We start from the raw sequence: 11,705 nt of genomic DNA, 5'->3' as shown, positions 1-11,705 counted from the left end.
GCGGCAGAGGTCCTCACCGATGAGGCGGCTGAGCTTGTCGGCAAAGTCGGGGTCGTCGATGCCGCTGCCGATGACCTTGACGGTCGAGGCACTCCACATGGCGTCCATGCCGGCGTCACCCCGGACTTTCTGGCCCTGGCGGTAGCTCTGGAGGTGAGATATGAGAGCGTGAGCCGGATGAGCGAGACGACGCAGCAGACCCTCCAGTACCGCTTTGACGGGCCAGAAGGCGCCCCGGTCCTGGTGCTGGGCCCCTCCCTGGGTACCACATGGCACATGTGGGACCGGCAGACGCCCGAGCTGTCCAAGACGTGGCGTGTCCTGCGCTTCGACCTGCCGGGCCACGGCGGCGCTCCCGCCTACCCCGTGCCCTCGGTCGCCGGGATCGCCGAGCGGCTGCTGGCCACGCTCGACGAGCTCGGCGTGCAGCGCTTCGGTTACGCGGGGTGCTCCATCGGCGGCGCGATCGGTATGGAGCTGGCGCTGCGCCACCCGGAGCGGGTCGCCTCGCTGGCGCTGGTCGCCGCCTCGCCCCGGTTCGGGACCGCGGACGAGTTCCGCCAGCGCGGGGTCATCGTCCGCACCAACGGGCTCGACCCGATGGCGCGCAGCGCGCCCGAGCGGTGGTTCACGCACGGCTTCGCGACGGCGCAGCCGGCCATCGTGGAGTGGGCCGTGCAGATGGTCCGCACCACCGACCCCGGGTGCTACATCGCGGCCTGCGAGGCCCTCGCAGCCTTCGACATCCGCGCCGAACTCGGCCGGATCGGCGTGCCCACCCTGGTCGTGGTCGGCGCCGAGGACCGGGTGACCGGACCGGCCGACGCCCGCACGCTGGTGGCGGGGATACCGGACGCCCGGCTCGCGATGGTCCCGGCCGCCTCACATCTGGCGCCGGTCGAGCAGCCCGCGGCCGTCACCGATCTGCTGGTACGGCACTTCTCCACGGGGTGGCAGGACAGCGCCGCGTCCACCACCTCGACCACCTCGCCGTCGATACCGGTGCCGCCGCAGGCACCGGGCCTCTCGGTTCCGGTGGCGCCCATCGCGGAGATCGCCCCCGCGGCTGTCCAGCCGGACGCCGTGCCTGCCGGGCGCCCCGATCCGTACGACGCGGGCGTCAAGGTACGCCGGGAGGTACTGGGCGACGCCCATGTGGACCGGGTGGAGGCCGCGGCCGACGCGTTCACCGGGGACTTCCAGGAGCTGATCACCCGCTACGCCTGGGGCGAGGTCTGGACCCGCGACGGGCTCGACCGCCGTACCCGCAGCGTGGTGACCCTGACGGCACTGGTCGCCGGCGGTCATCCGCAGGAGCTGGCCTCCCACGTCCGCGCGGCCCTGCGCAATGGGCTCACCCCCACGGAGATCAAGGAAGTGCTGCTCCAGACCGCGGTCTACTGCGGTGTTCCCGCGGCGAATTCGGCCTTCGAGGTGGCCAGGGCCGTGATCCAGCAGGAGACCACCCCCGAGACGTAGCAGGATGGTGGGTATGACGATCAAACTGACGAAGAAGACCCACGCCTGCGTCCGGCTGGAGAAGGACGGGCAGACGCTCGTCATCGATCCCGGGGGGTTCAGTGAGGAGGACGCGGCGCTCGGCGCCGACGCCATTCTCGTGACGCACGAGCACTTCGACCACTTCGACGAGAACCGGCTGCGCGCCGGGATGGAGTCGAACCCGGCCGCCGAGATCTGGACCCTGCGCAGCGTCGCGGAGCAGCTCTCCGCGGCGTTCCCGGGCCGGGTCCACACGGTCGGCCACGGCGACACCTTCGAGGCCGCCGGGTTCGGGGTCCAGGTGCACGGCGAGCTGCACGCGGTGATTCACCCGGATCTGCCGCGGATCACCAACGTCGGTTATCTGGTGGACGGTTCCGTCTTCCACCCGGGCGACGCCTTCACCGTTCCCGACCAGCCGGTCGAGACCCTGATGCTTCCGGTGCACGCCCCGTGGAACAAGATCTCCGAGGTGATCGACTATGTGCGCGAGGTGCGGCCGCAGCGCGCCATCGACATCCATGACGTGCTGCTCAAGGATCTGGCGCGCGGTGTGTACGACACGCATATCGGCAACCTCGGCGGCGCCGGCCACACCCGTCTGATGCCGGGCGATGCCACGGACCTGTGACTGTCGGTGCCACCGGCTAGGTTTGGTCCCATGCGCATCGCCACCTGGAACGTCAATTCGATCACCGCTCGTCTCCCGAGGCTGCTGGCCTGGCTGGAGAGCACCGGCACGGACGTGCTGTGCGTCCAGGAGACCAAGTGCACCGCCGAGCAGTTCCCCGCCGACGAGCTGCGGGAGCTGGGGTACGAGTCGGCGGCCCACGCCACCGGCCGGTGGAACGGCGTGGCGCTGATCTCCCGGCTGGGACTGGATGACGTGGTCACGGGACTGCCCGGTGGCCCGGAGTACGACGGCACGCAGGAGCCGAGGGCCATCTCGGCGACCTGCGGTCCGGTCCGGGTCTGGTCGGTCTACGTGCCGAACGGCCGCGAGGTCGACCACGCTCACTACACGTACAAGCTCCAGTGGCTCGCCGCGCTGAAGGCGGCGGCCACCAAGGACGCGGCGGGCGGGCGCCCGTTCGCCGTCCTCGGGGACTTCAACGTCGCCCCGGCGGATGAGGACGTCTGGGACCCCGCGCTGTTCGAGGGCGCCACCCATGTCACCCCGGCCGAGCGGGCGGCGCTCGCCGCGCTCCGCGAGACGGGACTCAGCGATGTGATGCCCCGCCCGCTCAAGTACGACCGCCCGTACACTTTCTGGGACTACCGGCAGCTCGCGTTCCCGAAGAACAGGGGGATGCGCATCGACCTGGTGTACGGCAACGAGCCCTTCACCGCTGCCGTCAAGGACAGCTATGTCGACCGCGAGGAGCGCAAGGGGAAGGGCGCGTCGGACCACGCTCCCGTCGTCGTCGATCTCGACGTCTGAGACGCTGTCGGGTGGCTGTCGGGTGACCTCTGGAGCCGGGGGGTCCGCGCGCCTGTTGGTGCGACTGTCCGGCGGAATGCGAGGCTGATCGGTGTGAATATCCCTTTCCTTGAACACTGGCGCAGGCGGCACGGCACGGAACACGCGGAGACGCTCGCCACGGCGGTGCGCAACAACCCGCAGGGAGTGGGCGAGCTGCTCGCCGAGTGTGAGCTGCTGCGCGCCAGAGCCGGACAGGAAGGGCTGCAACTGGATGATTCTCCGGCCTCGTTGACCGCGCTCGATCAGCTCCCGCCGCGCTGGCGCGACGACCCCGAGGAGCTGCCCTGGCTGGGCAACGACGCGGGCCTCTACCTCGGGACCATCATCGTCAGGACCGTCCCCGGCGCGGTCTGGGACGTCCTGCCGGGCGGCACACCAGTGGTCCGCCTGGAGTCGGGGCGCGAGATCAACGTGGTCGAGTCCGGACTCGACTGGGCGGTCACCGGCGCACCCGAACTCTCACAGGTCTACTCGGAAGCGGCAGAGGCCTGATCGCCCGAATTGGCCCACTTCACCGCTTTTCAATGCAAATACGGTTTATGGCCACTCGGCGTGTGTCGGGTGTGAAGTCCCTTGTCGGGGTGGATAGTTTGCTTCATCGGCCGTCCGCAGACGGCCGGGTCCGGCCGAACCAGGAACGCTGCTGCCGGGTGCGCAGTAGCACGTAGGGCACCAAGCCCGCCCGGCAGCAGCCGGTGATCACTTCTCGCGCAGCGGGACCGACAGGTACGACGGGTCGGACTCGGGTGAGGAGAAGGTCAGCTGCGCGCCGGTCGGGTTGTGCTCGATGTACCGAGGCCGAGCGGCCCCACGTCGTAGAGGTACGCGATGAGGGTGCCGCTCTCCTTGGTGCTGGTGCTGGTGCTGGTGCTGGTGCTGGTGCTGGTGGTGTGGTGGGTCGCCGTGCCGGGGAGGCGGCGAAGGAGGCTGAGGCCGGCGCCGTACGGGACGCTGTCATTCCGGTCTCCGCCTTGCCCCGCCGCAGCCGCGGCGAATCGTTGACCGGAATTCAGCGAAACCCTGGCGCGAACGCGTCCGGCGTCCCAAGCTCTCGGTGTGATGAATTCAGAGAAGGGCGCGGACCGGGGGCGAACGGACATGACCTTGCGGCTCAGGGGGAAGCTGCAGTGGGTCCCGGTGGCGGCGGTGGTGGCGCTGGTCGCCTGGGTGGTGGCCATTCCGCCGGTCGTCTCCGGGGCGTACGGAGCGGTCGGCGGCCCCCTGATGGTGATCGCGGGACTGCTGCTTGCCTTCTTCACCGCCACATTCGTCGGCTATCTGGTGCGGCCGCTGCGGCTGGCTCCGGGCGCCGACGGCCTGACCGTACGTCTTCCCAGCTGGCCCGCCCGTACCGTGCCGTGGTCCGCGGTGGCGGGCGTGGCGGCCGCCGAGGTCACCGAGGGCGGCAGGACCAGCGCCCATCTCGTCGTGGACTTCGCGCCGGGCGCGGAAGCGCTGCCCCGGTTCTGCCGCCCGCGCTCGATGTACCGCAGGCTCGCGCCGTCACTCGGCCGTGGTGAGCAGGCACAGGGGCTCTGCGTGGAGGCGCAGGTCTTCGACGTGGACCCGGCCGAGCTGGTGGCGCTGATCCGGGAGTACGCACCCGGCGGCGTCCCCGTCGGGGATCCGGACGATACGGCGTACGGGGAGCCCGGGCCGGGGTCCGCGCCGCGCGGGTGACGTCGGCCATCGACGGCATCGCGTCAGGGTCGTACGCCTGATCCGGCCGTACGCACGGAGTTGGCCCCTCGGCAGTGACACGGATGGGCAAGTCAACGCATATTCAGGCCGGTTGGCCGGCCCGGAGCGCCTGCGCGCACGTCACAGGAACACGCTGGAGGACTAGGCTGCCCGCCGGTGGAGTGCGGTCCGCCGCACTTCGAAGGAAGGGGAGAACACCCTGAATTCTGTAGTGACGTTGGACTTGGATGTCATCGATGTAACCCCCAAGACCTGGGACGATCTGTCCGGACGACCTGGCCGGGTGGTGCGAGGCGACCGCCGTCGGCTATCGACGTGTCCATGACGAAGGGGTGGCAGGCGGGCTACCCTGCGCCGTACGTCTCTCCGCTGGAGGTCATGGATGCGCCGTGTCACCGTCCGGAAGCTCTCGTATCTGGCCGTCGCCGCCGCCCTGTTGTCGGTGGGCGCGACCGCGCCGCCCTCCGCCGCCGGAGCGCCACCGGGACAGCCCCGGGGGACCGCGGCGGCGAAGTCTCCGGTCGCGGTCGGATACGGCGGCGCGGTGTCGAGTGTCGACCAGGACGCGTCGGCCGCGGGCATCGAGGTGCTCCGTGAGGGCGGCAACGCGGTGGACGCCGCTGTGGCCACGGCGGCCGCCCTCGGCGTGACCGAGCCTTACTCGGCGGGCATCGGCGGCGGCGGCTACTTCGTCTACTACGACGCGAAATCCCACCGGGTGCGCACCATCGACGGCCGCGAGACCGCACCGCGCTCCGCCGACTCCTCGCTCTTCCTTGAGAACGGCAAACCGCTGCCCTTCGCGGACGCGGTGACCAGCGGTCTGAGCGTGGGCACGCCCGGCACCGCCGCCACCTGGGACTCCGCGCTCGCCTCCTGGGGCCGCAAGTCCCTGGGGGCGGTGCTGAAACCGGCCGAGCGGATCGCCACGGACGGCTTCACGGTCGACCCGACCTTCCGCAGCCAGACGCAGGGCAACCAGGCGCGCTTCGCGGACTTCCCCGCGACGGCGAAGCTCTTCCTGCCCGGCGGGCAGCCGCCCGCCGTGGGCTCCACGCTGAAGAACCCCGATCTGGCCCGCACCTACGAGGAATTGGGCCGCAAGGGCGTCGGCGAGCTCTACCGGGGCAGCCTCGGACAGGACATCGTACGTACTGTCCGCAAGCCGGACCTGGCACCCGGTTCGACCCGCAACGCCCGCCCCGGGGACCTGACCGCCGAGGACCTGCGGGCGTACCGGCCGCTGCATCGCGCCCCCACCGAGACCTCCTACCGCGGACTCGACGTGTACGGCATGGCGCCGTCGTCCTCCGGCGGTACGACGGTCGGCGAAGCGCTCAACATTCTGGAGCGCACGGACCTTTCGAAGGCGTCGCAGGTCCAGTATCTGCACCACTACATCGAGGCGAGCCGGATCGCCTTCGCGGACCGGGGCCGCTGGGTCGGTGACCCGGCATTCGAGTCCGTACCCACCAAGGAGCTGCTCTCCCAGCGCTTCGCGGACTCCCGCGCCTGCCTCATCAAGGATGACGCGGTCCTGACCAGCCCGCTGGCGCCGGGCGACCCGCGCCACCCGGAGCGGTGCCGGAACAGCGGCAGCGCGGCGCCCACCACGTACGAGGGTGAGAACACCACGCATCTGACGGTGGCCGACAAGTGGGGCAACGTCGTCGCGTACACGCTGACCATCGAGCAGACGGGCGGCAGCGCGATGACCGTGCCGGGCCGCGGGTTCCTGCTCAACAACGAGCTGACCGACTTCTCGTTCGCCCCGGCCAGTCCGTCGGTGCACGACCCCAACCTCCCGGGGCCCGGGAAGCGGCCGCGCTCGTCGATCTCGCCGACGATCGTGCTGCAGGGCGGGAAGCCGGTCGTGGCGGTCGGATCGCCGGGCGGCGCGACCATCATCACCACCGTGCTCCAGACGCTCATCGGCCATCTCGACCGGGGGCTGCCGCTGGTGGACGCGATCGCCGCGCCACGGGCGAGCCAGCGCAACGCCGCCACCACCGAGCTCGAACCAGCCCTGTACAACAGCCCGCTGCGGGGTCAACTGGAGGCGCTCGGGCACTCGTTCACGCTCAACCCGGAGATCGGCGCGGCGACCGGGGTGCAGCGGCTGCCGGACGGCCGCTGGCTGGCCGCGGCGGAACCGGTCCGCCGGGGCGGCGGCTCCGCGATGGTGGTCCGCCCGGACGGGCGCCCCTGAGGGACCGCGCGCGGCGGCCGGCCAAGGATCCTGGCCGCCGCGCGGAGGCGGGCACGCAATCTGATCACGGCCGATGACGGATGATCACGAAGAGGCGAAACGTGATCGACTCGGCCGGTTAACGGCGATGGTCTTGCCCCAGTGTGTGACGAGGCTTACGTTCTCCTCCTACGCAACCCGTCTACGTGCGTAGAGCTTCGTGGCGCCCTGTTGAAGGAGCTGCTCGTGTCCCACGTCGTACGCGCCGCACTGGTCCAGGCCACCTGGACCGGCGACACCGAATCCATGATCGCCAAGCATGAGGAGCACGCCCGCGAGGCGGCCCGTCAGGGTGCGCGGGTCATCGGGTTCCAGGAAGTCTTCAACGCCCCGTACTTCTGCCAGGTGCAGGAGGCCGAGCACTACCGCTGGGCGGAGTCCGTGCCCGACGGCCCGACCGTCACCCGGATGCGGGAACTCGCCCGCGAGACCGGCATGGTGATCGTGGTTCCGGTCTTCGAGCAGGAGCAGTCGGGCTTCTACTTCAACACGGCGGCCGTCATCGACGCCGACGGCTCGTACCTCGGCAAGTACCGCAAGCACCACATCCCGCAGGTCAAGGGCTTCTGGGAGAAGTACTACTTCAAACCGGGGAATGTGGGCTGGCCGGTCTTCGACACGGCCGTCGGCAAGGTCGGCGTGTACATCTGCTACGACCGCCACTTCCCGGAGGGCTGGCGCCAACTCGGCCTGAACGGGGCACAGATCGTCTTCAACCCCTCTGCCACCTCGCGCGGTCTCTCCGCCTACCTCTGGCAGCTGGAGCAGCCCGCCGCCGCCGTCGCCAACGAGTACTTCATCGCCGCCATCAACCGGGTCGGCCAGGAGGAGTACGGGGACAACGACTTCTACGGCACCAGCTACTTCGTCGACCCGCGCGGCCAGTTCGTCGGGGCAGTCGCCGACGACAAGAGCGAGGAACTCCTCGTCCGCGACCTCGACCTGAAGCTCATCGACGAGGTCCGGCAGCAGTGGGCGTTCTACCGGGACCGCAGGCCGGACGCGTACCACGGGCTGGTGCAGCCGTGAGCGACCTCTACAACAGGCATCAGGCCGTCCTCCCCGAGTGGCTCGCCACCTACTACCGGGAGCCGATCGAGATCACCCACGGTGAGGGCCGGCACGTCTGGGACGCGGACGGCAACCGCTACCTCGACTTCTTCGGCGGCATCCTCACCACCATGACCGCGCACGCCCTGCCCGAGGTGACCAAGGCGGTCAGCGAGCAGGCCGGCCGGATGGTGCACTCATCGACGCTCTATCTCAACCGGCCGATGGTGGAGCTGGCCGAGCGGATCGCGACGCTCTCCGGGATCCCGGACGCCCGCGTCTTCTTCACCACGTCGGGGACCGAGGCCAACGACACCGCGCTGCTCCTGGCCACCGCGTACCGCAGGTCCAGCCAGATCCTCGCGATGCGCAACAGCTACCACGGGCGCTCCTTCACGAGCGTCGGCATCACGGGCAACCGCAGCTGGTCGCCGACCGGCCTCTCACCGCTCCAGACGCTCTACGTACACGGCGGTGTCCGCAGCCGGGGCCCGTACGCGCAGCTCAGCGACGCCCGGTTCATCGAGGCGTGCGTCGCCGACCTGGAGGACCTGCTCGGCCACACCCATGACGCGGCGGCGCTGATCGCCGAGCCGATCCAGGGCGTCGGCGGCTTCACCGCCCCGCCCGACGGCCTCTACGCCGCGTTCCGCGAAGTGCTGGACCGGCACGGCATCCTCTGGATCGCCGACGAGGTGCAGACCGGCTGGGGGCGCACGGGCGACCACTTCTGGGGCTGGCAGGCGCACGCCGAGAACGGCCCGCCGGACATCCTCACCTTCGCCAAGGGCATCGGCAACGGTATGTCCATCGGCGGTGTCGTCGCCCGCGCCGACGTCATGAACTGCCTGGACGCCAACTCCATTTCGACCTTCGGCGGCTCCCCGGTCACCATGGCCGCGGGCCTCGCCAACCTCACCTACCTCCTGGAACACGACCTCCAGGGCAACGCACGCCGGATCGGCGGCCTCCTGCTCGAACGGCTGCGGGCCGTCGGCGCGCAGTCCCCGCTCGTACGCGAAGTGCGCGGCCGGGGCCTCATGATCGGCGTCGAGCTGGTGAAGCCCGGCACCGAGGAAGCCAACCCCGAGGCGGCGGCGGCCGTCCTGGAGGCGGCCAGGGAGGGCGGGCTGCTGATCGGCAAGGGCGGCGGGCACGACACCAGCGTGCTGCGCATCGCCCCGCCGCTCTCGCTCAATGTCGCAGAGGCCGAAGCGGGCGCGGCCATCCTCGAACAGGCGCTGCACGCGGGGTAGTCGGCGGTTCCACAGCGCGCACCGGTGTATGAGAGAGGGAGCAGATCACCATGAGTACCCGCACCTTGGTCCGCGGCGGTCTCGTCATCACCGCCGCGGAGGAGACCCACGCCGACGTCCTCATCGAGGACGGCCGGATCGCTGCTCTCGCCGCGCACGGCTCCGCCGCCGCGGACGCCTGGACCGCCGACCGTACGATCGACGCCACCGGGAAGTACGTGGTTCCCGGCGGGGTCGACGCCCATACGCATATGGAGATGCCCTTCGGCGGCACTTTCGCGTCCGACACCTTCGAGACCGGGACCCGGGCGGCGGCCTGGGGCGGCACGACGACCATCATCGACTTCGCCATCCAGTCCAAGGGCGGATCACTCGGTGAAGGGCTCGACGCCTGGCACGGGAAAGCGGACGGGAAGTGCGCGATCGACTACGCCTTCCACATGATCATGTCCGATGTGAACGAGTCTTCGCTCAAGGAGATGGACCGGCTCGTCTCGGGCGGCGTCAGCTCGTTCAAGCTGTTCACCGCGTACCCGGGTGTGTTCCTCTCCGACGACGGCCAGATCCTCCGGGCCATGCAGCGTGCCGGGTCCAACGGCGGTCTGATCATGACGCACGCCGAGAACGGTCTCGCGATCGACGTCCTCGTGGAGCAGGCACTGGCCCGCGGCGAGCGGGATCCGCGCTACCACGGCGAGGTCCGCCACGCGCTTCTGGAGGCGGAGGCGACGCACCGGGTGATCAAGCTGAGCCAGGTGGCGGGCGCGCCTCTCTATGTGGTGCACGTGTCGGCGCAGCAGGCCGTCGCCGAACTGGCGAAGGCCAGGGACGAAGGCCTCCCTGTCTACGGCGAGACGTGCCCGCAGTACCTCTTCCTTTCGACCGACAACCTGGCGGAGCCCGGCTTCGAGGGCGCCAAGTACGTCTGCTCCACTCCGCTGCGTCCGGCCGAGCACCAGGCCGCGCTGTGGCGCGGGCTGCGCTCGAACGATCTGCAGGTGGTCTCCACCGACCACTGCCCGTTCTGCTTCAAGGGCCAGAAGGACCTCGGGAAGGGCGACTTCTCGAAGATCCCGAACGGTATGCCGGGTGTCGAGAACCGTATGGACCTGCTCCATCAGGCCGTTGTCGACGGGCACCTCAGCCGCCGCCGCTGGATCGAGATCGCCTGCGCGGCGCCTGCGCGGATGTTCGGTCTGTATCCGCAGAAGGGGACGATCACCCCCGGCGCGGACGCCGACATCGTGGTCTACGACCCGGCTGCCGAGCAGGTCATGTCCGCCGCGACGCACCACATGAACGTCGACTACTCGGCGTACGAGGGCAAGCGGGTGACGGGTCGGGTGGAGACGGTGCTCTCGCGCGGTGTTCCGGTGATCGACAACCGTGAGTACACCGGCCACGCGGGCCACGGTGCCTATGTGCCGCGCGGGCTCGGCGAGTACGCGCACTGAGCCCGCGGCGGCGCACGCGACGCGATCGCGTTACTTGACGGCGATCGGGTTGACCGGAGAGCCGACGGCTCCGGTGATGGGCAGCGGGGCGGCGGTGAGCCAGAACTCGTACACGCCGTCGCGGGCACAGTCGTCGGCGAGTGCGTCGGGATCCCACAACTCGCCCACCAGCAGGCCCATGTTGGGGATGACCACCTGATGCAGCGGCTGGAACGCGGACTCGAACTCGTTGGGCCGGACCTCGAAGCCCCAGGTGTCGGTGGCGATCGCGGCGATCTCGGTACGGTGCAGCCAGCCGGCCGTGGTGAAGGAGAGACCGGGGGCCGGTCCGCCCGCGTACTCGCCCCAGCCTTCGCGGCGGACGCGGGTGAGCTGTCCGGTGCGCACCACCACGATGTCGCCGCGTCCGACGGTGACACCCTGGGCCTTCGCGGTGGCGGTCAGCTGTTCCTCGGTGACGGCGAAACCGTCGGGGAGCTCGCCCTGTCCGCCGCCGGCGAACCGGCCCACGTCCAGCAGGACACCGCGCCCCGCGACGTAGGGGGCCATGTGCTCGACCCCGGTGACCTGGTCACCGGCGGAGGTGACGACGTGCTCCGCCGCCCGCCCGTTCCAGGCCACGCCGTGGTCGAAGATGTGGCCGAGGCCGTCCCACTGGGTGGAGCACTGCAACGGCATCGTGATCACGTCGTCGGCGCCCCCCATCCCGTGCGGGAAGCCCTGGTGGCCCAGGGCGGCGTCGGTGCCGGTGTCGAGCATGGTGTGGACGGGGTTGGTGCGCCGCCGCCAGCCGTTCTGCGGGCCGTTCATGTCGAAGCTCTGCGAGAGCGAGAAACTGGCGCCGCGGCGCACGAGGGCCGCGCCTTCGCGGCGCTTGGCCTCGTCGAGGAAGTTCAGGGTGCCCAGTACGTCGTCGGCGCCCCACCGCCCCCAGTTCGAGTACGCCTTGGCGGACTCGGCGATCGCGCCTTCCGGGTCGTGGCGGTTCAGGCCCACTTGGTCTCCTCCGTGCT

General features: G+C 70.3%; 10 protein-coding genes and 2 pseudogenes. 9 read left to right on the top strand and 3 right to left on the bottom strand.

The features are described 5' to 3' along the window. Positions 1 to 12 precede the first annotated feature (12 nt). Positions 13 to 162, bottom strand: a pseudogene (locus OG452_RS04890) (TraM recognition domain-containing protein); the annotation flags it as partial. A 15-nt stretch (positions 163 to 177) separates the two neighbouring features. On the opposite strand from OG452_RS04890, the gene pcaDC reads away from it, so the two are divergent. The 4 genes from pcaDC to OG452_RS04870 all read left to right on the top strand — a co-directional run bounded on the left by pcaDC (position 178) and on the right by OG452_RS04870 (position 3,475). Next, the gene (gene pcaDC / locus OG452_RS04885; RefSeq protein WP_327294376.1) at positions 178 to 1,479 is read left to right on the top strand and encodes a bifunctional 3-oxoadipate enol-lactonase/4-carboxymuconolactone decarboxylase PcaDC; all 1,302 of its coding nucleotides are present in this window, start codon (positions 178 to 180) and stop codon (positions 1,477 to 1,479) included. A gap of 19 nt (positions 1,480 to 1,498) precedes the next feature. Next, on the top strand, positions 1,499 to 2,131 hold the full coding sequence (locus tag OG452_RS04880; RefSeq protein WP_405565675.1) for an MBL fold metallo-hydrolase: 633 nt from the start codon (positions 1,499 to 1,501) through the stop codon (positions 2,129 to 2,131). Between the two features lie 30 nt (positions 2,132 to 2,161). Then, a complete protein-coding gene (locus OG452_RS04875) occupies positions 2,162 to 2,941 on the top strand; it encodes an exodeoxyribonuclease III (RefSeq protein ID WP_327294374.1) in 780 nt (259 codons plus the stop codon). Between the two features lie 93 nt (positions 2,942 to 3,034). Next, on the top strand, positions 3,035 to 3,475 hold the full coding sequence (locus tag OG452_RS04870) for a DUF6278 family protein (RefSeq protein WP_327294373.1): 441 nt from the start codon (positions 3,035 to 3,037) through the stop codon (positions 3,473 to 3,475). Between the two features lie 207 nt (positions 3,476 to 3,682). Here OG452_RS04870 and OG452_RS04865 read toward each other — a convergent pair. Continuing rightward, positions 3,683 to 3,903: pseudogene (locus tag OG452_RS04865) on the bottom strand (hypothetical protein); the annotation flags it as partial. 136 nt (positions 3,904 to 4,039) lie between these two features. Here OG452_RS04865 and OG452_RS04860 point away from each other — a divergent pair. The 5 genes from OG452_RS04860 to hydA all read left to right on the top strand — a co-directional run bounded on the left by OG452_RS04860 (position 4,040) and on the right by hydA (position 10,692). Continuing rightward, positions 4,040 to 4,663, top strand: coding sequence for a hypothetical protein (locus OG452_RS04860; protein ID WP_327299887.1), 624 nt, complete (start codon positions 4,040 to 4,042; stop codon positions 4,661 to 4,663). A gap of 403 nt (positions 4,664 to 5,066) precedes the next feature. Beyond that, positions 5,067 to 6,893, top strand: coding sequence for a gamma-glutamyltransferase (ggt, locus tag OG452_RS04855; RefSeq protein ID WP_327294372.1), 1,827 nt, complete (start codon positions 5,067 to 5,069; stop codon positions 6,891 to 6,893). A gap of 225 nt (positions 6,894 to 7,118) precedes the next feature. Next, the gene (locus OG452_RS04850; protein ID WP_327294371.1) at positions 7,119 to 7,961 is read left to right on the top strand and encodes a nitrilase-related carbon-nitrogen hydrolase; all 843 of its coding nucleotides are present in this window, start codon (positions 7,119 to 7,121) and stop codon (positions 7,959 to 7,961) included. Continuing rightward, complete coding sequence (locus tag OG452_RS04845; RefSeq protein WP_327294370.1) at positions 7,958 to 9,238, top strand: aspartate aminotransferase family protein; 1,281 nt, start codon at positions 7,958 to 7,960, stop codon at positions 9,236 to 9,238. The genes OG452_RS04850 and OG452_RS04845 overlap by 4 nt, the downstream gene beginning before the upstream one ends. 50 nt (positions 9,239 to 9,288) lie before the next feature. Continuing rightward, the gene (gene hydA, locus OG452_RS04840; protein ID WP_327294369.1) at positions 9,289 to 10,692 is read left to right on the top strand and encodes a dihydropyrimidinase; all 1,404 of its coding nucleotides are present in this window, start codon (positions 9,289 to 9,291) and stop codon (positions 10,690 to 10,692) included. A 30-nt stretch (positions 10,693 to 10,722) separates the two neighbouring features. On the opposite strand, the gene OG452_RS04835 is transcribed toward hydA, so the two are convergent. Continuing rightward, positions 10,723 to 11,688 carry a cyclase family protein gene (locus tag OG452_RS04835; RefSeq protein WP_327299508.1) on the bottom strand — a complete coding sequence of 322 codons (966 nt, stop codon included), beginning with the start codon at positions 11,686 to 11,688 and terminating at the stop codon, positions 10,723 to 10,725. Positions 11,689 to 11,705: the final 17 nt, after the last annotated feature.

The sequence above is a fragment of the Streptomyces sp. NBC_01197 genome, from assembly GCF_036010505.1.
Taxonomy (GTDB): domain Bacteria; phylum Actinomycetota; class Actinomycetes; order Streptomycetales; family Streptomycetaceae; genus Streptomyces.
Note: the sequence above shows the minus strand (reverse complement) of the source record. Positions and strands in the feature narration are given on the sequence as shown.

Bases quoted from the DNA above. Each gene is read 5' to 3' on its own strand.
- ggt (WP_327294372.1), top strand. From the start codon at position 5,067: ATGCGCCGTGTCACCGTCCGGAAGCTCTCGTATCTGGCCGTCGCCGCC.
- pcaDC (WP_327294376.1), top strand. From the start codon at position 178: ATGAGCGAGACGACGCAGCAGACCCTCCAGTACCGCTTTGACGGGCCA.
- hydA (WP_327294369.1), top strand. From the start codon at position 9,289: ATGAGTACCCGCACCTTGGTCCGCGGCGGTCTCGTCATCACCGCCGCG.
- OG452_RS04875 (WP_327294374.1), top strand. From the start codon at position 2,162: ATGCGCATCGCCACCTGGAACGTCAATTCGATCACCGCTCGTCTCCCG.